We start from the raw sequence: 24,156 nt of genomic DNA on the forward strand, positions 1-24,156 counted from the left end.
TGTAAAATGTAGGGGAAAAAATTTTTTGTATTAATATTACAATGTGACAAAATTTTATATAGCAAAGTTTTATAATATTTATAAGAGGTGGTGATATGACAGTATATATAGATATAGTTATAATTGAAAATTTAATTATAAACTATTTTCTTATATTAACAACCACGCAAATTATAGGAATAAAAACTAAAGAAATAAACATGTTTTTAGCTAGTCTTTTAGGAAGTGTGTATACATTGTTTATATTTTTACCTAAATTAAATTTTTTAACCAATATAATAGGAAAATGTATTGTTGTGATCATTATGATGATAATAAGTATTAACAGAAAAAAAGTGGCAGTTATTTTAAAAGCATCTATTACATTTTTTATGATTTCATTTATGTTTGTTGGAATATGTTTTTTCTTTTCATTAATCCAAAATAATTATGATATAACAAAAGCTTTTGTTATAGAAAAGTATTCATCAAAATATTTAATATTTGCAGCAATTATCATATATATTATTTTTAACAGGGTTATATTTTATATAAAAGATAGAATTAGTATATCAAGTTTAATATATGATTTAGAAATGAATATAGATGGAGAGGTAATAAAATTAAAAGGATTTTTAGATACAGGTAACGAACTTGTAGAACCAGTAACTTCTTTGCCTGTGTTAATAGCAGAAAAACATTATTTTGGCAATATTACTTTAGAAGATAAAGAATTATTTAGTATACCTTATAAAGTAGTTAATGGATACAATAATATGATATTTGGATTTAGAGTAAAAAATATAAAAATATATAATAAAAGCAGTAACCTTTTAATTAAAGACGCTATAGTATGTTTTTGTGACCAAAGACTAAGTGGAGATGGAGATTATGAGGCATTATTATCTAGAGGAATGATATAATAAATAGGTAAAAAGGGGGGCAAGCTTTGTTTAAAATTCAACTATTATTAAATAGAGTTATTTCAAAATTAAATGTATTTTGCAAATCAATATATTATGTTGGGGGAACTGATGTATTACCTCCACCTTTAAGTAAAGAAGAAGAGGAGAAATTAGTTTCTGAACTTGCGGCAGGGGATGATAAAACAAAGAGTATATTGATAGAAAGAAATTTAAGACTTGTTGTTTACATTGCAAGAAAATTTGAAAATACTGGGGTTGGTGTTGAGGATTTAGTTTCAGTTGGAACTATTGGCCTTATAAAAGCTGTAAACACGTTTAATCCAGATAAAAAAATAAAGCTTGCAACTTATGCTTCAAGATGTATAGAAAATGAAATACTTATGTATTTAAGAAGAAATAGTAAGGTTAAAGCTGAAATATCTTTTTATGAGCCGCTTAACATAGATTGGGATGGAAATGAACTTTTGTTATCAGATATTTTAGGCACTGAAAATGATACTGTATATAATTTAATAGAAGATGAGGTAGATAGAGAACTTTTGTTTACAGCAATGAAAAATCTATCAAAGAGAGAAAAAGAAATTGTTCAGTTAAGGTTTGGGCTTCAAGGTTACAAAGAAAAAACACAAAAGGAAGTAGCTGATATGCTAGGAATATCGCAATCATATATTTCAAGGCTTGAAAAAAAGATAATAAAAAGATTAAAGAAAGAAATTAATAAAATGATTTAAAGTATAAAATCAACTCTCTTAGGTAATAATTAAAATGCAGAAGTAATTACTTCAAAGGAGTTGATTTTTATTATGATGATAAATAAGGTAGAGATATGTGGTGTAAACACAGCTAAATTGCCATTATTAAAAGAAAAAGAAATGAGGGAACTCCTTTTAAAGATGAAAGATGGAGATAACTTAGCAAGAGAAAAGTTTATTAATGGTAATTTAAGACTAGTTTTAAGTGTTATTCAAAGATTTAATAATAGAGGTGAAAATGTAGATGACCTTTTTCAAGTTGGATGTATAGGTCTTATGAAATCCATAGATAATTTTGATTTAAGTCAAAATGTGAAATTTTCTACTTATGCTGTTCCAATGATAATAGGAGAAATAAGAAGATATTTAAGAGATAATAATTCTATAAGAGTAAGTAGGTCTTTAAGAGATATTGCTTATAGAGCATTGCTTGTTAGAGATAAATTGATAAATGATAATAATAAAGAACCTACCATATCACAAATTGCTAAAGAATTAGATATTCCAAGGGAAGAAGTTGTATTTGCATTGGATGCAATTCAAGATCCAGTATCGTTATTTGAACCTATTTATCACGATGGAGGAGATGCTATATATGTAATGGATCAAATTAGTGATTCAAAAAATCAAGATGAAAATTGGCTTCAAAATATTTCAGTAAAAGAGGCTATGAAAAAATTAAATGATAGGGAAAAATTAATTTTGACCCTTAGATTTTTTAATGGTAGAACTCAAATGGAAGTAGCTGATGAAATTGGAATTTCTCAAGCACAAGTATCTAGATTAGAGAAAATAGCATTAAAACATATGAAAAAATATGTATAGAGCCTAATTTTAGGCTCTATTTTTATATGATGAAACATATTAATAATATGATAAATTAGATAACTTAATAATAAATAAGTATACAATAGCATATAAATACTTATGGGGGAGGTTTGTTATGGAGGAAATGTTATTTTCATTAAATAACTTAAGGAGTATGGAGGTTATAGATTTTAATAAAGGAAAAAAGCTTGGTCATATAATTGATGTAAAGATAGATTCTGATTTAAATAAAATATTATCTATAATAATACCAGAGGAAAAGACATCATGGTTTGGAAAATCAGAAGATATAGAAATACTATGGGAAAACGTGATTAAAGTTGGAATTGATGTTATACTAGTTAAAGTGGAAAATGATAATAGATATGATGTGGATAAATATATGTAGAAATTACATGAAAAAAAATGTATAATAAAAATACAGTTTTATAGAAGGATGTGAAAGTAGATGAGATGTCCTTATTGCTCCTATGAGGAAAGTAAAGTAGTAGATTCAAGAGCTACTGATGATTATACGGCTATAAGAAGAAGAAGAGAGTGTTTAAGATGCTCAAAGAGGTATACAACATATGAAAAAGTTGAGGATATACCTATATTAGTAATAAAAAAAGATTCTATAAGAGAAACTTTTAATAAAGATAAAATAATGAGTGGCATAGTAAAAGCATGCCAAAAGAGACCTGTTTCCAGAAGTCAAATGCAAAACATAGTTGATGATATAGAAAAAAACATAAGTAACAAAATGATAGTGGAAATAAAATCAGAAGATATAGGCGAAATGGTTATGGAGAGATTAAAAAATGTTGATGAGGTATCTTATGTAAGATTTGCATCTGTTTATAGGCAATTTAAAGATATAAATACCTTTATGGAAGAAATAAAGAATTTAATGAAGTAAAGAAGGTAGGCTGTAGAGTCACTACAGTTTACCTTTTTTGCTTCATTTGTGATAAAATAAAACAATACAATAAATTAAGAAAGGAAAAAATATGAAAGAATTAATTAAAGATGATATGAAATTTTTAAGTTTCAACGATGATAACGTATCTATTAACTTTTCAACGGCTTTTAATAAAATTGATTTTAAAAAGAGTACTATAGAAGGGAAGAAAAATATTGAAAGATTAGAGAATATTTTTGCTTTAGATAATGTATTATATTTGAATCAAATTCATAGCGATAAGATAATAGATTGTAAGGATAATTTGATAGCTCCAAAAGGAGAGATTGATGGAGATGCTATAATTACAAATAAAAAGAATGTAGGTATTGGAGTATTTGCTGCAGATTGCACTCCTGTTATAGTTTATGATAAAGAAAAACAAGTTATAGCAGCTGTTCATAGTGGATGGAGAGGAACTTTTGATGAGATAGCTAAAAAGACTTGTAAATATATGATTGATAATTATGGATGCAATAATTTAGATGTTATAATAGGACCTCACATAAGACAATGTTGTTATGAAGTTAGTAGAGAATTAGCAGAAAAATTTCAAAGAAAATTTGGTAATGAAGTTGTAGATAACAGAAACCTAAGTTTAGAAAAGTGTATAATAAGTCAATTAAGTGGGATTGTAAATATGATAAATATAAAATCTTTAGGTAAATGTACTTTTTGTGATACATCTGAAGAATTTCATAGTTTTAGAAAAACAGGAGAAAATTCTGGAAGGTTATTTGCTTTTATATTCCTAAAATAAATGATTTTAAGAGGTACGACACATGAGAAAGAAAATAGTTATATCTATTAGTGCTATCATAATATTATCTCTTATTATTATGACTGGGTTATATTTTGGAATATCTAACTATAGATATATACAAAACTCTAAAAGTGTTTTATTAGAATATGATAAAATATTAGAGGTATTAATAGATAATAATATAAGTTTAAATGATGAACTTAGTTTTCTTAAAAATAGTGATGTTAGAGTGACGTATATAAGTGCTAACGATACAGTTTTATTTGATAGTTACAAAGACTCAAATAAGGATACACATGCAGATGCTATAGAAGTTGAAGAGGCCATGAAAAATGGTTATGGAAGTAGTATAAGGTATAGTAATGAAGTTAATAAGGAAATGGTGTATTATGCTTTAAAATTAAGTAATGGAAGTGTAATAAGAACATCAATGCCGTTAGATAGTGCTATAATATTTAAAGATATAAATATTGGGTATTACTTGATTGCCTTATTAATATCTATTTTAATAGCAGTACTTTTATCTATTAGAATTACTAAAGTTATACTAAATCCGTTGAAAGAATTAGAAAATACAACCTCTAAGATTGCAAATGGAGAATTAAGTAAAAGAGTAAGTATAAAAACAATAGATGAATTTGGAATGCTTGGAAAAAGTTTTAACAATATGGCTGATAGGTTAGAGGAGAGTATTTCTGAATCATTAGACAAACAAAACAAATTAGAAGCAATACTTAAAAGCATGGATAGTGGAGTAGTTGCAGTAGATAGTGAATTAAAAGTCATAATGATTAATCCATACGCTAAAAAAATATTTGGTGTAAGAGGAGATATAATAGGTAAAAAATTTAGTAGATATATAATGGAAGATAATATATTAAATGTTCTTAAAAATAGTGAAGATAGAGTTGAGGTATTAATAAGATATCCTGAAATTAGAAATTTAAGAATAAGAACAGCAAATATAATAAATGGTGAAGATAAGATTGGAACAGTTGCAGTAGTTCAAGATATAACTGATATAAAAAGGCTTGAAAATATGCGAAGTCAATTTGTTGCAAATATATCTCATGAATTAAAAACACCATTAACTTCAATTAAAGGATTTGCTGAAACCCTAAGATATGTAGATGATGATGAAACGAGAAATAAATTTTTAGATATTATAGATGAAGAATCGGATAGATTAGCAAGGCTAATTGGTGATATATTAATTTTATATGATATTGAACAAAATAGAGATCCTGTTTATGAAGCATTTTCCACGAAAGATATAATACAAAATGTAGAACTTCTTGTTATGAGAGAAGCAAAGAATAAGAATATATCAATAAGTGTAGATGCAGAAGATGATATAGAACTTATAGGAGATAGAGATAAGTTTAAGCAAATGCTTATTAACTTAGTTTATAATGCAGTAAAATATACAGAGCCCAATGGAAGTGTTATGGTTTCTAGCTTTAAGGATAAACGTGATTTTGTACTAACTGTAAAAGATACTGGTATTGGTATAAGCAAAGAGGATTTACCAAGAATATTTGAAAGGTTTTATAGAGTTGATAAGGCGAGAAGTAGAAACAGTGGCGGAACAGGTTTGGGACTTGCAATAGTAAAACATATTGCTATAAGCTTTAATGGTGTTATTGATGTTAAAAGTACACTTGGAAAAGGAACAACATTTATAATTAAAATTCCTATATCAAGAGATTTTACTTAAAACATAATTTAAAATAAAAGGTGATTAAAATTTCTATAAGTTGACTATAATATTTAATTAAGGTAATATATCATAGATAGTATTAAAGCAGGGGTGAATCATATGAAAAATAAGATATCCAAGGTAATTGAAGGCGGTATTGCAGAAGAACTTGGTATTGAAGTTGGAGATGTACTATTATCTATAAATGGAGTAGAAATTGTTGATATTATAGATTATAAATTTTTATTGGCAGATGATTATTTAGAAGTAGAAGTTTTAAAACCTAATAATGAAATTTGGGAATTTGAAATAGAAAAAGATTATGAAGAAGATTTAGGGGTAGAGTTTGAGCAAGTAATTTTAGATAAAGCGAAAAGTTGCAGTAATAAATGCATGTTTTGCTTTATAGATCAACTCCCAAAAGGCATGAGAGAAACTTTATATTTTAAAGATGATGATTCTAGACTATCATTTTTACAAGGAAATTTTGTAACTCTTACAAATATGAAAGATGAAGATATAGATAGAATAATAAGGTATAGAATAAGTCCTATAAATGTGTCTGTGCATACAACTAATCCTGAACTTAGAGTTAAAATGTTAAGTAATAAATTTGCAGGAAATGTATACGAGAGGTTAAAAAAGTTAGCAGATGCTAATATAGAAATAAATGCACAAATAGTTACTGTTCCAGGGGTTAATAATGGAGAGGAACTTATAAAAACTGTGGAAGATTTATATAAACTTTATCCATCAATACAAAATATAGCTGCAGTTCCTATTGGAATAACAAAGTTTAGACAAGGATTAAAAGAAGTTACTATATTTGATGAAGAAAGTTCAAGAAGAGAAATTAAAAATATTGAAAAGCTTCAGAAAAAGTATATAAAGGAAATAGGTTCACCGTTTGTTAGACTTGCTGATGAATTTTATGTCATGGCAAAAGAAGAAATTCCAAGTGATGATTTTTATGGGGAGTATGAACAGTTACAAGATGGAATTGGAATGATTAGATATTTAAGAAGTTCCATAAAAAATACCATTGATTCATTAAATATGGGAAAAGGATCATTTACAATGATAACTGGAACATCTGCTTATGACGAAATAAAAAGTGTTGCAGATATTATACAAAATAAAAATTCTAGAATAAAGATAGATTGCTATAAAATCATTAATAATTTCTTTGGAGAAACTATAACAGTTGCAGGTCTCTTAACAGGAGTAGACATAATTGAGCAATTAAAAGAAAAGATAAACACAAAATATCTTATAATGTCTGATAATATGTTTAGACAAGGTTATGAAGAAGGTAGCATAGAAGAAAAAATAATGCTAGATGATTATAAAATAAAAGATATAGAAAATGCTTTAGATGTTAAAGTTATAGTTTGTAAATATACAGGGGAAGATTTAATAGAGTTAATAAATAAACATTTGGAGGAGGAATAAATTATGGCAAAACCTATAGTGGCAATAGTTGGTAGACCTAATGTTGGAAAGTCAACTTTATTTAATAAACTAGCTGGAAAGAGAATATCAATAGTTCAAGATACACCAGGAGTTACAAGGGATAGAATATATGCAGAGGCAGAATGGTTAAATTATAAATTTACAATGATAGATACTGGTGGAATAGAGCCAGAGAGTAGCGATATTATAATAAAACAAATGAGAAGACAGGCTCAAATTGCAATAGAAATGGCAGATGTTATTTTATTTATTGTTGATGGTAAGGAAGGTCTTACGGCATCAGATATTGAGGTTGCTCAAATGCTTAGAAAAAGCAAGAAGAGAATAGTTTTAGCAGTAAACAAAATAGATAATCTAAAAGATGAAGATAACTCTTATGAGTTTTATAATTTAGGGATTGGAGATCCAGTTACAATATCAGCAGCACAAGGTAAAGGACTTGGAGATTTATTAGATGAAGTAGTAAAAGATTTTGATGCTTTAATGGAAGAGGAACAGGATGATGAATATATAAGGATTGCCATGATAGGAAAACCTAACGTTGGAAAGTCATCTCTTATAAATAGACTTTTAGGAGAAGATAGAAATATAGTTAGTAATGTTCCTGGAACAACAAGAGATGCAATAGATAGTTATCTTGAAACAGAAGAGGGAAAATTCATTTTAATAGATACAGCTGGTCTTAGAAGAAAGAGCAAGGTTAAAGAAGAAATTGAAAGATATAGTGTAGTTAGGACTTATGCAGCTATTGAAAGAGCTGATGTTTGTATTCTTATGATAGATGCTAATGAAGGAATTACAGAACAGGATGAAAAAATAGTAGGTTATGCACATGAGCTTAACAAAGCTATTATGGTTGTAGTTAATAAATGGGATTTGATAGAAAAAGATGATAAAACTTTATCAAATTATCAAAAAGATTTGCAACAAAATCTTAAATTTATGCCTTATGCTCAATATATGTTTATTTCAGCTCTTACAGGACAAAGAGTTAATAAAATATTAAAAGTTGCTAAAGGGTGTTATGATAATTATTGTAAGAGAGTTTCTACTGGAATATTAAATGAGGTAATAAATAAAGCAATACTTATGAAGGAACCACCAGTGGTTGGGCTTAAAAGAATAAAAATATATTATGCAACACAAGTTGCAACAAAACCGCCAAAATTTGTCTTCTTTGTTAATGATGTAAATGCATCACATTTTTCTTATGAAAGATATCTAGAAAATCAATTAAGAGATAGTTTTGACTTTAAAGGAACAGGTATTGAAATAGAATATAGACAAAGAAAGGAATAGATGTTTATGAGTAAAGTGACTTTTTTAGGAGGAGGCAGTTTTGGAACTGCCTTAGCAATATTGTTAGGAAATAAAGGAAATGATATCTCCATATGGGATAGAGATTTAAAAGTTGTTAATGATATAAATAGAAATAGAAAAAATGATAAATATATTAAGGGGTTAAATATTCCTTTAAATGTCACAGCTTATACAAATATTGATGATTCTTTGAAAGATAGCGAATATGTAGTTTTAGCAGTTCCATCTCATGTTATTAGAAAGCTTTGTAAAACAATAAAAAATAAAGTCAAAAAAGATGTAATAATAGTAAATATAGCAAAAGGAATTGAAGAAGGAAGTAATTTAAGGTTATCGCAGGTTATAGAAGAAGAACTTCCTAAAAATCCAGTAGTTATTTTATCAGGACCTAGCCATGCTGAAGAAGTAGCTTTTGAAATGCCAACGACAATGGTTGTAACATCTAATAAGATGGAGTACGCAGATAAAGTCCAAGATCTTTTTATGAATAAACATTTGAGAATATATACAAATGATGACATAATAGGAGTTGAGGTAGGCGGTGCTGTTAAAAATATAATAGCATTAGCTGCTGGTGTTTTAGATGGTATAGGATATGGAGATAATGCAAAAGCAGCTCTTATGACAAGAAGCATGGCTGAAATTGCTAGAGTTGGAGTTACACTTGGAGGAAAAATGGAAACATTTTTTGGATTAACCGGAATGGGGGATTTAATAGTTACTTGTACTAGTATCCATTCAAGAAATAGGAGAGCTGGAATATTAATTGGAAAGGGAAAAACCATGGATGAGGCAGTTGAAGAAGTCGGAATGGTTGTTGAAGGAATAAAAGCTTGTAGAGCTTTCTATTCGATAAAAGAGAACAAGCATGTTAATATGCCGATAACTGATATGGCTTATAAGGTTTTATTTAATAATAAATGTCCTAGAGAAGCTGTTAGGGAACTTATGGAAAGAGATAAAAAAAGTGAAGTTATATAATATTTAAAATAAAGATACCTTAAAGTGAATTTTTAAGGTATCTTTATTTTTTTTAAGCATATATATTTAAATGTAAAGTTGTATACAGAAAAATAAGAAGATTAATTATTTTAGTATACTTTTACGGGAATTTTAATATATATATTATTGGATTAATAAAAATAGGAGGGTATAGTATTTTGGATGGCTTTAACATATATAAAGATATAGCAGAGAGAACTCAAGGTGATATTTATGTTGGTGTTGTTGGTCCTGTAAGAACAGGAAAGTCTACTTTTATAAAAAGATTTATGGATCTTATGGTTATACCAAAAATTGAGAATACTTACAAGAAGGAAAGAGCAAAGGATGAACTTCCACAAAGCGGGTCTGGAAAAATGATTCATACAACTGAGCCAAAGTTTGTTCCAAATGAGGCTATTGAAATAAGTTTAGATGATGGAATAAAATTCAATGTAAGAATGGTGGATTGTGTTGGGTATATAGTAAAAGGAGCGCTTGGTATTTTTGATGGAGAAGATACTAAAATGGTGCACACTCCTTGGTTTGATTATGAAATACCTTTTGAAGATGCAGCAGAAATTGGTACAAGAAAAGTAATAACAGATCATTCGACAATAGGCTTTTTAATAACTACAGATGGGAGTATAACTGGAATAAATAGGGATGATTATTTAGATGCGGAAGAAAGAGTTGTAAATGAATTAAAGTCTATAAATAAACCATTTATAATAGTACTTAATACATCAAAACCAAATGCAACAGAAACAATAAAGCTTAAAGATGAGCTTGAAGAAAAATATAATGTTCCAGTTCAAATAATGAATATATCAGTTATGACTGAATCAGACATAAATTTATTATTTACAAAAGTACTTAAGGAATTTCCTATTAAAGAAATAAATATAAATATGCCAGAGTGGATAGAAAAGTTAGAAGCAACTCATTGGTTAAAAGTTAATTTTTTGAACATAGTAAAAGATATGTGTAAAAACATAACTAAAGTAAGAGATATAAAGGCTTGTTTAGATTCTTATAGCGAAGAAGATTTTTTAGGTTTAACAGATATTTATGAGATGGATTTAGGTAGTGGTATTGCCAATATTAAAATGTCTCCTAAACAGGATATTTTTTATAAAATGATAAGCGAAATTTGCGATATAGACTTAAAAGATGAAAGTGAACTTTTAAGTCTTATAAAGGAATTAAATCATGCAAAGATTGAATATGATAAAGTTTCAGAAGCCCTAAATGATGTGATGGAAACAGGTTATGGTCTTGTGGCACCACAACTTTCAGAAATGAAATTTGAGAAACCAGATATAGATAAACAAGGTTCAAAATATGTTGTAAAGCTTAAAGCAAGTGCGCCAAGTCTTCATCTTATAAAAGCTGATGTTCAGACAGAAATATGCCCTATAATGGGAACAGAAAAAGAGACACAGGAAGTATTTAAGACGTTATTAGAACAGTTTGAAAGTGATCCTGAGAAGCTTTGGCAAAGTAATATGTTTGGAAAATCTTTAGAGGTTTTAGTTAAAGAAGGTCTTCAAAATAAGCTTTATAGAATGCCAGAGGATATTCAAGCTAAAATTCAAAAAACTCTTCAAAAGATAGTTAATGAAGGGGACGGAAATTTAATTTGCATTATATTTTAAAATAAAAGGTTAAAGAGGTGTAAAAAATATATACTTCTTTAACCTTTTTACTTTGAAATAAATATAAGAGGTAGTATAATTTCACATATAACAAAAGATTTTATATTTAGGAGGATTATAAATGAAGAAAAAAATAGCAGTAATATTTAATGGTGGAACTATATCTATGAAAGTTGATGAAAAAATAAAGGCAGCAGTTCCAAGCCTTACTGGAGAAGAAATAATGAAGATGGTAACAGGGATTGAAAGTCATGTAAATATAGAAACGCATAATTTTTCGTCTCTTCCAAGTCCGCATGTTACACCACAGATAATGTTAAAGCTTTCTAAATTCATAACGTCTTTAAGTGAAAGAAATGATATAGACGGAATTGTAGTAACCCATGGTACTGATACATTAGAAGAAACATCATATATGGTTAATTTAACAACTAATACACAAAAACCAATAGTATTTACAGGAGCAATGAGGAGTGGATCGGAATTAGGTTATGATGGGCCTTCAAATTTAGCTGATGCTATCTTTACTGCTGCCAATGATGAATCTAAAGGAAGAGGAGTATTGATATGTTTTAACGGAGAATTAAATAGTGCATCAGAAGTTACAAAAGCTAATTCTATGGCTTTAAATGCTTTTAAGACTCCCAATTTTGGACCCATAGGAATAGTAGATAATGATAATGCAATATTTTATAGGAGGTCTGTCAAAGAGGAATATATACCAGTTAACTCTATAGAAAAGAAAGTTGCTATTATAAAATGTGCAGCAGGGATGGATTCTGAATTCTTAAAATATTGTGTAGATAGTGGATATGACGGAATAATACTAGAAGCTTTAGGTAGAGGAAATGTTCCTCCAGAAATGGTAGAGGGAATTAAAGAGTGTTTAGATAAGAAAATAGTTGTTATTTTGACGTCTAGATGTTTTGAAGGAAGAGTTTTTGCATCATATGGATATTTAGGAGGAGGTAAACAATTGAGAGATTTAGGGGTGATTTTTGGGGATAATCTTCCAAGTCAAAAAGCAAGGATAAAATTATTAGCACTTTTAAGTTTTAGTAATGATTTAATGTATATAAAACACAGCTTTGAACAAGAGAAGTATTTAAAATTATAAACATTATATTAAATTTATATTAATAATATTCGGATAATATTGACTTTAGGCAATGTATATAATATTATAAATTCGTAAAAATAATACAAAAATATTAATTTAAAGAATTAAATATATTTTTTTATATTTATTATACTTGTTTATTTTTCAAACAAACATTGGGAGGAATTATTTTGGGAAAAGAGTTACGAACATTGCCTGAAGATAAAAAAGATTACAAAAGAGAAATAATAGCGGGTACAACAAGTTTTTTAGCAATGGCTTACATAATAGCTGTAAATCCATCTATCTTGAGTGCAACAGGAATGCCACAAGGAGCGTTGGTTACAGCTACATGTTTGTCAGCTGCATTTTCATGTATACTTATGGGGTTATATGCAAAGCTTCCGATTGGATTGGCATCTGGTATGGGACTTAATGCTTTTTTTGCATTTTCCGTAGTAATTGGCAAGGGAATTTCATGGGATATAGCATTAACAGCAGTTTTTGTTGAAGGAATAATTTTTATATTATTATCATTGTTTAAAGTACGGGAGGCGGTAGTTGATGCAATACCGCTTAATTTAAAATATGCAGTAACAGGTGGAATAGGTTTATTTATAGCTTTTGTAGGTTTTAATGGGGCAGGGCTTGTTGTTTCTGATGAATCCACAAAGGTTGCTATGGGGAATTTTTTCTCTCCAACAGTACTGATTGCTGTGATAGGTCTTATAGTTATAGTAATACTTGAAAAAAAGAAAGTTAAAGGGTCTATGCTTATAGGTATTGTAATATCAACAGTTATGGCATGGGGATATGCAATTTTAAGACCAGAGTCAGCAAATTTGCTAGGAATAAGTGTTCCAAGTGGGATTTTTAAATTTGAATCTTTAGCTCCAATAGCTGGAAAGATAGATTTTTCTTATTTAACAACTCCAGAAAATATATTTAATTTTGCTGTTATTGTACTTACTTTTTTATTTGTAGATTTCTTTGATACTGTTGGAACTTTAGTTGGAGTAGCATCAAGGGCTAATATGCTAGATAAAGATGGAAGAGTACCTAATGCAGGGAAAGCACTTTTAGTTGATGCTTTAGGAACAACGGCTGGAGCTCTTATGGGAACATCTGCTGTGACTACTTATGTAGAAAGTGCAACAGGTGTTGAAGAAGGGGGAAGAACAGGATTAACTGCTATAACAATAGGTGTATTATTTTTTATAGCAACATTTTTTTCGCCAGTATTTATAGCAGTACCAACCTGTGCGACAGCACCAGCTCTAATATATGTTGGATATTTAATGCTTGGAAGTATAGTTAAAATAGATTTTTCAGACATAACAGAAGCTGTACCAGCTTTTTTAACAATAGCTTTGATGCCACTTACTTATAGTATAGGTGATGGGTTAACAGTTGGGGTTTTAGTTTATGTAGTTTTAAATATATTGAACAATATATTTACTAAAGAAAAGTCTAAGAAAAAACCATTATCAAAAGTGATGATAATTTTAGGTTTTGTATTTATATTAAAACTGATATTACCTTTGATATCTTAAAAGATATTGCCATAATAGTTATCTTAATAAATATTAATTTTAAGATAACTGTTATGGTCTTTTTTATATAAATGTTAATAATTTATTAATAAAATATTGACTAAATATTATTTATAAATTAAAGTATTTTATATCTATTAAATATGATACATATGTAATTTGAAAATTAAAATGCATTTTACCTTGTATTTATTAAATAACTAATTCAAAAGAGAGGAGTTCTTTTATGGTTAAGAGTATGACTGGCTTTGGAAGGGCATCTAGTGGCGAGGATAGTGATAAAAACTTTTCTATAGAAATTAAAAGCGTAAATCACAGATATTTAGATATAAATATTAAAATGCCTAAAACATTTGTGTCTTTAGAAGAAAAAATTAGAAGGTTAATATCAGAAAGACTAAGCCGAGGAAAAGTAGATGTATTTATAAATCTTAAAGATTATAGTAAAGCACAAGGAAGAGCTAAAGTTAATTTAGAGTTTGCTAAAAGTTATGTTAAGTGTTTGAATTCTCTTAAAAATGAGTTTAAAGATTTAGAAGATGATATTAAATTATCTATGATTGTAAAACACCCAGAGGTTATAGTTATAGAAGAAAAAGAAGAAGATTTAGAAAAAATTTGGAATGATATAGAGGGTGTGTTAAGTGAAGCCATAGATGGAATTGTAGCTATGAGAGTAAATGAAGGTGAAAAATTAGCAAAAGATATTTTAGAAAAATCTTTTAAAATAGAAAAATTAGTTAATTTTATCGAATTAAAATCATCTGTGGTTGTTGAAAATTATAGAGAAAAACTTAAAGAAAGACTTAAAGACTTTTTAGGAAATGTAGATATAGATGAGACTAGGCTTGCGACAGAAGTTGTAATATTTGCAGATAAAGCTACTATAGATGAAGAAATAATAAGGTTAAAAAGCCATATAAGTCAATTAAGAGAAAGCCTATCTTTTAAAGAATCAATTGGTAGAAAATTAGATTTTTTAGTGCAAGAGATGAACAGAGAAGCAAATACAATAGCTTCAAAATCTAATGATTTAGAAATAACTAATAGTGTTATAGATATTAAAAATATTATAGAAAAAATTAGAGAGCAAGTACAAAATATTGAATAACGGGAGGAATAAAATGGGTATAAAGCTAATAAATATTGGTTTTGGAAATATAGTTTCTGCAAATAGATTAATTGCAATAGTTAGTCCAGAGTCTGCTCCAATAAAAAGGATAATTCAAGAGGCCAGAGATAGAGGTATGCTTATTGATGCAACATATGGAAGAAGAACTAGGGCTGTTATAATAACTGATTCAGATCATGTTATATTATCAGCAGTTCAACCAGAAACTGTTGCACATAGACTTTCAACAAAAGATGAAGTAATAGAAGAGGATGATGAATAACATGAGGCACTGTAATAAAGGATTATTAATAGTTATATCAGGGCCATCAGGTGCAGGAAAAGGAACTATATGTAAAGCACTATTAGAAAAAAGACAGGATATAGAAGTTTCAGTATCAGCGACTACAAGAAATCCGAGAGATGGCGAAATAGATGGTGTAAATTATCATTTTCTAAAAAAAGAAGATTTTTTAAAAAAGCTAGAACAAGGTGATTTCTTAGAATATGCTCAAGTTTATGGGAATTTTTATGGTACTCCTAAATCTAATGTTGAAGAAGTTTTAGAATCAGGAAAAAATGTGATTTTAGAAATAGATATACAAGGTGCACTAAAGGTAAAAGAAAAGGCTACGGAAGGAGTATTTATATTTATATTACCTCCTTCTATGGAAGAACTTAAACAAAGAATAATAAAAAGAGGTAGCGAAACTCCAGAGAGTTTAATGACTAGATTTAAGTCAGCTTACCAAGAAATAAATTATGTATCAAAATATAATTATGCTGTAGTAAATGATAATGTAGAGGATGCAGTTCACAAAATAGAATGCATATTAACTGCAGAGATGTGTAGAGTAGATAGATTAAAAGAGACTGTAATAGAGTCAAAGGAGGATATTATTCATGAACAACTCTATGATTAATCCATCAATAGTGGATTTATTAGAAAAAGTAGACAATAGATATTCATTAGTTATAATAACATCAAAAAGAGCAAGACAAATAATAGATGGGTCTGAGGCTTATGTAACTGTACCATCAAACAAGCCACTTACAGTTGCTATAAACGAAGTTAATGATGGCTTCGTTAAATATGAGAATGTTAAAAATGATAATGAATAATAAAAAAGTATTATTAGGTGTAAGTGGTGGAATAGCTGTTTATAAGGCTTTAGATGTTATAAGTAGATTAAAGAAAAAGGGAATAGAAGTAAAAGTTATAATGACTAAATCAGCTACAGAATTTGTAACTCCTTTATCTTTTCAATCCCTAAGTGAAAATCCTGTGGTAATTGATATGTTTGATGAACCAAAGGCATGGGAAATACAACATATATCTTTAGCTAAATGGGCAGATTTAGTTGTGGTAGTTCCAGCTACTGCTAATATAATAGGGAAAGTTGCAAATGGTATAGCAGATGATATGTTATCTACAACTATTATGGCAACAAAAGCTGAAGTTATTTTTTGCCCAGCTATGAATACAAATATGTATGAAAATAAAATAGTTCAAAAAAATATGGCTACTTTAAAAGATTTGGGTTATGGTTTTATAAATCCAGCAAGTGGAAGACTAGCTTGTGGTGATATAGGACGTGGAAAACTTGAAAATACTGAGATAATTGCAGAGAAAATTATAAAGAAATTAAGTTCTAAAAGTAGAGATTTTGAAGGAAAAAATGTTTTAGTAACAGCAGGTCCTACCATAGTTCCAATAGATCCTGTAAGATACTTAACTAATAGATCAACTGGTAAAATGGGATATGAAATAGCCAAAGAAGCTAGAGATAGAGGAGCAAATGTTACTTTAATATCAGGACCTACTAGTTTAGATATCCCAACAGGTATTAACTTTATTAAAGTTAATACAAATGAAGAAATGCTTAATGCTGTACTTGATAACTTTAATGATAGCAACATAGTAGTAAAATCTGCTGCTGTGGCTGATTTTAATGTTAAAGAGTATAGTAAAGAAAAAATAAAAAAAACAGATTCTAATTTAGTTATAGAATTAGAAAGAGATAAAGATATTTTAGAAACTTTAGGTAAGCAGAAAACAAATCAAATAATAGTTGGTTTTGCAGCAGAAAGTAGCAATGTTATAGAAAATGCTAAAGCCAAACTAAAGAGGAAAAATATAGATTATATAGTAGCTAATGATATTACATCAAATGATACAGGCTTTGCATCAGATGATAATAAAGTTACTATAATAAGTAGTTTAGGGGATGTTATTTCTTTAGATAAAATGTCTAAAAGAGAAGTAGCAAAAAACATATTTGATATGATAAAAGGGCGCTAAGAGCGCCTTTTTATTCTATATACATATAGAGGATGATTTTTATGTATAATTTTGCGCAGGTTATAATAAATAGTGATGCTTTGCAAGTTGATAAGCCTTTTACATATAAGATAAGACCAGAGATGAGAGAAAAAATAAAAATCGGTTATAGGGTTTTGGTTTGCTTTGGAGCAGGTAATAAAAAAGTAGAAGGATTTGTTATAGGACTTTTAAATGATGTTTATGAAAAAAAATCTAATATAAGATATAAATATATAACGAAACTTTGTGATGAGGAAGCACTTTTAACAGAAGATGATTTTAAGATTGTAAATTTTTTAAGAGAAAAATATATGTGTAAATATATAGATGCTATAAGGATTTTGATTCCATATAGAATAATGGGAGGAAATACAACAAAAACCAAATCTGTGGTATTTTTCTCAAAAGAAATTGATAATATGACTTTACAACAAAAGGAAGCTTTAAACCATATAAAAAAATATAGTGGAAAATTTAACAAAATAGAATTAACTACTAAAACGAATATATCAGCGTATATGATAAACAAACTTATAAAGCTTGGTGCTTTAGAAATAAAGGAAATAGATATTAGTAGGATAGTAAATAGAGAATTTCCTGTTTATCCACCTAAAAAGTTAAATGAAGAGCAAATAAATGCTTATGATAAAATATTAGATACTAAAAAATCTGTTTCTTTATTAAATGGTGTAACAGGTAGTGGAAAAACAGAGGTTTATATGAACCTTGTAAGTTATATGCTTTTATTAGACAAAACTTGTTTAATATTAGTTCCTGAGATTTCTTTAACACCTCAAATGATAGAACGTTTTAAAGGAAGATTTGGAAATGATGTAGCAGTTTTTCATAGTAAGCTTTCTACTGGTGAGAGATATGATCAGTGGTATAGGGTTAAAAATAGAGAAGTAAGTCTTGTAGTTGGAACAAGGTCAGCTTTATTTTTACCATTTAAAGATTTAGGGCTTATTATTGTTGATGAGGAACATGATAGAAGCTATAAATCAGATATGAATCCTAAATATAATACTATAGAAGTATGCGAATTTTTTGCGAAAATTAAAGGGTGTAAGGTTGTGTTAGGGTCTGCAACACCTAGTATAGAGAGTTTTTATAAAGCCTTAAATGGTGAATATGAACTTGTGATGATTAACAAGAGAGCAAATAATAAAAAACTTCCTAGCGTAGAATTAGTGGATATGAGGGAAGAACTTAAAAATAATAATAAATCTATATTTAGTAGAAAATTATTTGAAAAAATAAATGATAGATTAAATAAAAATGAACAAATTATATTATTTTTAAATAGAAGAGGTTTTTCAACATTCGTTTCTTGTAGAAGTTGTGGTTATGTGTTTAAATGTGAGAATTGTGATATATCAATGACATATCATAATAATGGATATTTAGTTTGCCATTATTGTGGAAGACGAGAAAAAATAAAAACAACATGCCCTAAATGTGGAAGTACTTATGTGAAATACTTTGGGGCGGGAACGGAAAAGGTTCAAGAGATTGTAAAAAAATACTTTCCAAACGCTAGGGTGCTAAGATTGGATGTAGATACTACAAGAAGAAAAAATTCTTATGAAGCTATATACAATTCTTTTAAAAACAAAGAGGCTGATATATTAATAGGAACACAAATGGTAACAAAGGGGTTTGATTTTGAAAATGTTACTTTAGTTGGGGTAATAACAGCGGATATGGCGTTGAATCTTCCAGATTATAGGTCAAGTGAAAGAACATTTCAGATGTTAACGCAAGTAAGCGGAAGGGCAGGGAGAGGAGAAAAATCCGGAGAAGTTATAATACAGACTTATTCTCCACAAAATTATGCTATTTATCTAGCTAAGGATAGTGATTATAATGAATTTTTTAAAAGAGAAATAGTTATAAGAAAAAGTTTAGATTATCCACCTTTTAGTAAAATATTAATAATAAATATGGCAGGAGAGTCAGAAAAGAAAATTGAAATATTTAGTAAAAAATTAAAAAAAAGTTTACAAATGGTTTTAAAAGGGCATGATGAAGTACATATATATAATCCAGGTGCGTGTCCTATAAGCAAAATAAATAATATTTATAGATGGCAAATGATGATAAAAGGCAATTTTAGTGATATAATAACTGATAAAATAAAGAAAAATGTTTATGAAAATACAAAAAATATTTATAATGAAATAAGGGTTTCTTTAGATATAAACCCCAATAGTTTAATGTAAGGAGGAATATTTATGGCTATTAGAAATCTTAGGATTAATGAAGATGAAGTGCTTAGAAAGAAATGTAGGGAAGTAGATAATATAACAGATAGAATAAAAATAACTATAAAAGATATGATAGAGACTATGTATGACAAAAATGGTGTGGGTCTTGCAGCTCCTCAAGTTGGAATACTTAGAAGAATATTTGTTATAGATGCTCAAGACGGCGAAGGGATAAGAGTATTTATAAATCCTCAAATACTAGAGACTAAAGGTTCGCAAAAAGATATAGAAGGATGTTTAAGTCTTCCAGGACGCGAAAATGAAGTTGAAAGAGCAAACTATGTGAAAATAAAAGCATTAGATGAAAATGGTGAAGAATTTGTATTAGAAGGAGAAGGACTTCTAGCAAGAGCTATTCAACATGAAAATGATCATTTAGATGGAATATTATTTATAGATAGATAAAATAAGGAGAGAAGTTTTATGAATATAGCGTTTATGGGTACGCCGGATTTTGCTGTACCTTCTTTAGAATTATTAATAAAAGAGTTTGGTGTTAAAGCAGTTTTTACGCAACCTGATAGACCAAAGGGAAGAGGTAAAAAGTTAGCTATGTCGCCTGTAAAAGAGGTTGCTATGCAAAATAATATACCAGTTTATCAACCTTTAAAAATAAGAAATGATGAAGAATCTATGACAGTTTTAAAAAATTTAGATTTGGATTTTATAATAGTAGTAGCTTTTGGTCAAATATTACCAAAGGAAATTTTAGATATACCTAAATATGGTTGTATAAATTTACATGGTTCTCTTTTACCTAAATATAGAGGTGCAGCTCCTATTCAGTGGAGTGTTATAAATGGGGAAACTTTAGCTGGAAACACAACTATGCTTATGGATGTTGGATTGGATACAGGGGATATGCTACTTACAAATAAAGTTGAAGTGACTCCTGATATGACCTCTGGTGAACTTTATGAAATTTTAAAAGTTACAGGAGCAGATCTTTTAATTAATACTATAAATGAACTTGCACAGGGGAATATAAAACCTAAAAAACAAGATGATAGTAAGAGCTCGTATGCTTCAATGTTAAATAAAGATATTGCTAAAATAAATTGGAATTTAAGTGCACAGAAAATTCATAACTTAATAAGAGGATTAAATCCTTGGCCAATAGCTACTACAACTTATGGAGATTTAACCATGAAAATTTATAAATCTCATGTAGAAAATGTAAATTCAGAAAAAGTTCCAGGGACTATAATATCAGTTGATAAAAATGGAATAAAAGTTGCTACAGAAGAAGGGGTTTTAGTGATAGAAAAGCTTCAATTTCCAAATGGTAAACCACTTTTCGTTGAGCAGTTTATAAATGGTAATAAAATAGATATAGGTACTATATTAAAATAATAGTATATTATAAATAAAATATTAGGGATAGGGAGTGAAGATTATGTTTGGCTATTATGGAATGTTTTTTGATCCAACATTTATTATACTTGTGCCAGCTTTAATAGTATCTGCGTGGGCGCAGTTTAAGGTATCTAGTACTTTTAATGAATATGAGAGAATAGAGAGCTTTAATAGATATAGTGGCTATAATGTGGCTAGAATGCTTTTAGATGATGCTGGTCTTTATGATGTTCAAATTGAAACAGTAAGGGGAAAATTAAGTGATCACTATGACCCAACCAAAAGAATTTTAAGATTATCTTCTGGTATATATAATGGAACATCTGTTGCGGCACTTGGAGTTGCAGCTCATGAGGTTGGTCATGCTATACAGCATAAAGAAAAATACAGCGCTCTTATATTTAGAAATTCAATAGCACCTGCTGTGAATTTTGCGTCTAGTATGTCATGGCTTTTATTTATAGCTGGGATAATTTTAAATTTTAGTGGATTAACAACAGTTGGAATTTTACTTTTTTCAGCAGTTGTAGTATTTCAACTTGTGACTCTTCCAGTAGAATTTAATGCTTCATCTAGAGCATTAAAGCTTTTAGAACAAAGAGGTATTTTATATGGAAATGAAGTAAATGGTGCTAAAAAGGTTTTAAATGCAGCAGCTTTAACTTATGTAGCAGCTACTCTTATGGCAGTATCTCAACTTTTAAGATTAATAGTTTTAAGTGATAGAAATTCGAATAATTAGGAGTTTAAATAATGAATTCTAGAAAGATAATAGTAGAAATATTGGATAATGTAATAAAAAAGGGTGCATATTCTAATATTGAAATAAACAAAAGATTTAAAAATTCTAATATTAATGATAAGGATAGAGGCCTTATAACAGAGGTGGTTTATGGTACATTAAAAAATAAAAAAACCATAGACATAATTTTAGGAAGTTTTGTATCAGATGTTAAGGATATAGATGAAAAGGTAGTTAATATTTTAAGAAGTGCAATATATCAAATAAAATATTTAGATAGAATTCCTTCTTATGCGGTAGTTAATGAATCAGTTAATTTAGCGAAAATAAGAGCAAAAAGTTTATCGAGTTTTGTAAATGGAGTTCTTAGAAATTATTTAAGGAACTTAGATAAAGATTATAAAAAAGGACTAACTGATATGGAGAGTTTAGAATATTATTTTTCTTTCAATTCATGGATGATAAAATTATTCCTTAAACAGTATGGAAAAGAAAATGGAATAAAAATATTAAAAGGATTAAACGAAACTCCATATATAACAGTAAGAACTAATATATTAAAGACAACTAGGGAAGAACTTTTAAACTCTTTATTAGTTGAAGGTTATGATGTAGAAAAGGGATATATTTCAGATAGTGCAATAATGATTAAAAAAGGAAGTTCTATTGAAAAAAATTCCCTTTATACAAAGGGTATGTTTACAGTTCAGGATGAAAGTGCCATGCTAGTTTCAGAATGCTTAAATTTAAGATATAATGATACAGTTTTAGATATTTGTAGTGCACCAGGGACTAAGGGTACACATGTTAGTGAAATATTAAATAATACAGGAAAAGTTTTGGCATTTGATATACACACTCATAAATTAAAACTTATAGAAGATAATGCAAAAAGGCTTGGAATTTTTAATATAGAGGTAAAATTAGGTGATGCCTCTAAATTTAATAGGCAGTATTTAAATTCCGCAGATAAAATACTTTTAGATGTTCCGTGCTCTGGTCTAGGAATAATAAGAAAGAAACCTGAAATAAAATGGACTAAGACATTAAAAGATTTAAAAGATATAGAAAAAACTCAAAGGGTTATTTTAGAAAATGCATGGAGATATCTTAAAAGGGGTGGAGAGATGATATATTCAACTTGTACCCTTAATAAAGATGAAAATGAAGAAATTATAAATTGGTTTTTAAGAAAACATGAGGATTGTGAAGTTGAAAAAATAAATCTATGTAAAAAAGATAATATTTTATATAATACAAATGGAACAGTAACTATACTCCCTAATAAATATATGGATGGATTTTTTATTGCAAGACTTAGAAAAAAATAGTAGGTGAAAAAATGGTAAACATATTAGATTACACTTTAGATGAGTTGAAAATTTGGATGAAGGATAACGAAGAAAGTGCATTTAGAGCTAAACAAGTATTTGAATGGATATATAAAGGGCAATATGATTTTGATTTGATGAAAAACATATCATCTTCAACAAAAAATAAATTAAAAAAATTTTTTTATATAGGATTTCCAACGATTATAGAGACTTTAGAATCTAAAGAAGATAAAACTAGGAAGTTGTTATTGCGCCTTAATGATGATAATATAGTAGAGTGTGTTATTATGTCATATAAGCACGGAAATTCTGTATGTGTATCTACTCAAGTTGGGTGTAGGATGGGATGTAAATTTTGCGCTTCAACAATAGATGGTATGATTAGAAATTTAACAGCAGGAGAAATATTATCACAAATTATTCTTTGTCAAAATGTTTTAGGGGATAGAATATCTAATATAGTTTTAATGGGAAGTGGTGAGCCATTAGATAATTTTGATAATGTTATGAAGTTTTTAGAACTTGTAAATTCAGATTATGGATTAAACATTGGACAAAGACATATAACTTTATCAACTTGTGGTATAGTACCTAAGATATATGAGATGGCAGATAAGGAAATGCAAATAACTCTTGCAATATCTCTTCATGCTACAACTGACGAAATAAGAAAACAAATAATGCCAATAGCAAATAAATATGATATAGCTCAAATATTAGATGCTTGTAAATATTATATACAAAAGACAAGTAGAAGAATAACCTTTGAATATTCATTAGTAAAGGGAGTAAATGACAGTAAAGAAGATGCTAAGAGTTTAGGTGCTTTACTTAAAAATATGTTGTGTCATGTCAATTTGATACCAGTTAATGAAATAAAAGAAAATTCATTTAAAAAATCATCTAAAAATGATATAGCTAATTTTGTATCTATATTAAAATCTTATGGTATAGAAGCTACAGTAAGAAGAGAAATGGGATCTGATATTAATGCGGCATGTGGACAACTAAGGAGGAGTTATATTCAGTCTAAAAAGCAGAATTAGGGGGAA

Annotated in this window: 24 protein-coding genes; all 24 read left to right on the forward strand. The window is 28.3% G+C overall.

Going from position 1 to position 24,156, the window contains the following annotated elements; all coding sequences use genetic code 11:
• Positions 1–95: 95 nt before the first annotated feature.
• The 24 genes from spoIIGA to rlmN all read left to right on the forward strand — a co-directional run bounded on the left by spoIIGA (position 96) and on the right by rlmN (position 24,150).
• Positions 96–902 (forward strand): sigma-E processing peptidase SpoIIGA, encoded by an 807-nt coding sequence (spoIIGA, locus tag DR020_RS07480; protein WP_112365636.1) that lies wholly within the window; start codon positions 96–98, stop codon positions 900–902.
• A gap of 26 nt (positions 903–928) precedes the next feature.
• Positions 929–1,636, forward strand: a complete 708-nt coding sequence (gene sigE, locus DR020_RS07485) for an RNA polymerase sporulation sigma factor SigE (protein ID WP_055257224.1) — start codon at positions 929–931, stop codon at positions 1,634–1,636.
• Positions 1,637–1,708: 72 nt separating this feature from the next.
• Positions 1,709–2,482, forward strand: coding sequence for an RNA polymerase sporulation sigma factor SigG (gene sigG / locus DR020_RS07490; protein ID WP_055257223.1), 774 nt, complete (start codon positions 1,709–1,711; stop codon positions 2,480–2,482).
• 118 nt (positions 2,483–2,600) lie between these two features.
• A complete protein-coding gene (locus DR020_RS07495; protein WP_055257222.1) occupies positions 2,601–2,873 on the forward strand; it encodes a YlmC/YmxH family sporulation protein in 273 nt (90 codons plus the stop codon).
• 60 nt (positions 2,874–2,933) lie between these two features.
• Positions 2,934–3,383: a transcriptional regulator NrdR gene (gene nrdR, locus DR020_RS07500; RefSeq protein ID WP_055257221.1), complete on the forward strand. Its 450-nt coding sequence runs from the start codon at positions 2,934–2,936 to the stop codon at positions 3,381–3,383.
• A 91-nt stretch (positions 3,384–3,474) separates the two neighbouring features.
• Positions 3,475–4,185, forward strand: a complete 711-nt coding sequence (pgeF, locus tag DR020_RS07505) for a peptidoglycan editing factor PgeF (protein ID WP_112365637.1) — start codon at positions 3,475–3,477, stop codon at positions 4,183–4,185.
• Between the two features lie 22 nt (positions 4,186–4,207).
• A complete protein-coding gene (locus tag DR020_RS07510) occupies positions 4,208–5,905 on the forward strand; it encodes a HAMP domain-containing sensor histidine kinase (protein WP_112365638.1) in 1,698 nt (565 codons plus the stop codon).
• Between the two features lie 102 nt (positions 5,906–6,007).
• A complete protein-coding gene (locus DR020_RS07515; protein ID WP_055257218.1) occupies positions 6,008–7,339 on the forward strand; it encodes a DUF512 domain-containing protein in 1,332 nt (443 codons plus the stop codon).
• Between the two features lie 3 nt (positions 7,340–7,342).
• Positions 7,343–8,659 (forward strand): ribosome biogenesis GTPase Der, encoded by a 1,317-nt coding sequence (gene der, locus DR020_RS07520; protein ID WP_058992013.1) that lies wholly within the window; start codon positions 7,343–7,345, stop codon positions 8,657–8,659.
• A 6-nt stretch (positions 8,660–8,665) separates the two neighbouring features.
• Positions 8,666–9,661 (forward strand): NAD(P)H-dependent glycerol-3-phosphate dehydrogenase, encoded by a 996-nt coding sequence (locus tag DR020_RS07525; RefSeq protein ID WP_055257216.1) that lies wholly within the window; start codon positions 8,666–8,668, stop codon positions 9,659–9,661.
• A gap of 179 nt (positions 9,662–9,840) precedes the next feature.
• Complete coding sequence (gene spoIVA, locus DR020_RS07530) at positions 9,841–11,319, forward strand: stage IV sporulation protein A (RefSeq protein ID WP_055257215.1); 1,479 nt, start codon at positions 9,841–9,843, stop codon at positions 11,317–11,319.
• Between the two features lie 121 nt (positions 11,320–11,440).
• Entirely contained in the window at positions 11,441–12,436 is a 996-nt protein-coding gene (locus DR020_RS07535) for an asparaginase (RefSeq protein WP_055257214.1), read from the forward strand.
• Positions 12,437–12,609: 173 nt separating this feature from the next.
• On the forward strand, positions 12,610–13,971 hold the full coding sequence (locus tag DR020_RS07540; RefSeq protein ID WP_235804549.1) for an NCS2 family permease: 1,362 nt from the start codon (positions 12,610–12,612) through the stop codon (positions 13,969–13,971).
• A gap of 226 nt (positions 13,972–14,197) precedes the next feature.
• Positions 14,198–15,082, forward strand: a complete 885-nt coding sequence (locus DR020_RS07545) for a YicC/YloC family endoribonuclease (protein WP_055257212.1) — start codon at positions 14,198–14,200, stop codon at positions 15,080–15,082.
• Positions 15,083–15,095: 13 nt separating this feature from the next.
• Complete coding sequence (remA, locus tag DR020_RS07550; protein WP_055257211.1) at positions 15,096–15,365, forward strand: extracellular matrix/biofilm regulator RemA; 270 nt, start codon at positions 15,096–15,098, stop codon at positions 15,363–15,365.
• Positions 15,358–16,005, forward strand: a complete 648-nt coding sequence (gmk, locus tag DR020_RS07555) for a guanylate kinase (protein ID WP_371811688.1) — start codon at positions 15,358–15,360, stop codon at positions 16,003–16,005. Before remA ends, gmk begins: the two co-directional genes overlap by 8 nt.
• Positions 15,986–16,204, forward strand: coding sequence for a DNA-directed RNA polymerase subunit omega (gene rpoZ / locus DR020_RS07560; protein ID WP_055257210.1), 219 nt, complete (start codon positions 15,986–15,988; stop codon positions 16,202–16,204). The genes gmk and rpoZ overlap by 20 nt, the downstream gene beginning before the upstream one ends.
• Positions 16,197–17,384 carry a bifunctional phosphopantothenoylcysteine decarboxylase/phosphopantothenate--cysteine ligase CoaBC gene (gene coaBC / locus DR020_RS07565; protein WP_055257363.1) on the forward strand — a complete coding sequence of 396 codons (1,188 nt, stop codon included), beginning with the start codon at positions 16,197–16,199 and terminating at the stop codon, positions 17,382–17,384. The genes rpoZ and coaBC overlap by 8 nt, the downstream gene beginning before the upstream one ends.
• Positions 17,385–17,425: 41 nt before the next feature.
• Positions 17,426–19,627, forward strand: a complete 2,202-nt coding sequence (gene priA / locus DR020_RS07570) for a primosomal protein N' (protein ID WP_112365640.1) — start codon at positions 17,426–17,428, stop codon at positions 19,625–19,627.
• A 12-nt stretch (positions 19,628–19,639) separates the two neighbouring features.
• A complete protein-coding gene (def, locus tag DR020_RS07575) occupies positions 19,640–20,077 on the forward strand; it encodes a peptide deformylase (RefSeq protein ID WP_058992005.1) in 438 nt (145 codons plus the stop codon).
• Between the two features lie 18 nt (positions 20,078–20,095).
• Positions 20,096–21,025, forward strand: coding sequence for a methionyl-tRNA formyltransferase (gene fmt / locus DR020_RS07580; protein ID WP_112365641.1), 930 nt, complete (start codon positions 20,096–20,098; stop codon positions 21,023–21,025).
• Positions 21,026–21,068: 43 nt separating this feature from the next.
• Positions 21,069–21,770, forward strand: a complete 702-nt coding sequence (locus DR020_RS07585) for a zinc metallopeptidase (RefSeq protein ID WP_055257206.1) — start codon at positions 21,069–21,071, stop codon at positions 21,768–21,770.
• 11 nt (positions 21,771–21,781) lie between these two features.
• Positions 21,782–23,101 carry a 16S rRNA (cytosine(967)-C(5))-methyltransferase RsmB gene (gene rsmB / locus DR020_RS07590; RefSeq protein ID WP_055257205.1) on the forward strand — a complete coding sequence of 440 codons (1,320 nt, stop codon included), beginning with the start codon at positions 21,782–21,784 and terminating at the stop codon, positions 23,099–23,101.
• An 11-nt stretch (positions 23,102–23,112) separates the two neighbouring features.
• Positions 23,113–24,150, forward strand: coding sequence for a 23S rRNA (adenine(2503)-C(2))-methyltransferase RlmN (rlmN, locus tag DR020_RS07595; protein WP_112365642.1), 1,038 nt, complete (start codon positions 23,113–23,115; stop codon positions 24,148–24,150).
• Positions 24,151–24,156: the final 6 nt, after the last annotated feature.

The sequence above is a fragment of the Sarcina ventriculi genome (genome assembly GCF_900456775.1).
GTDB classification, from domain to species: Bacteria; Bacillota; Clostridia; order Clostridiales; family Clostridiaceae; genus Sarcina; species Sarcina ventriculi.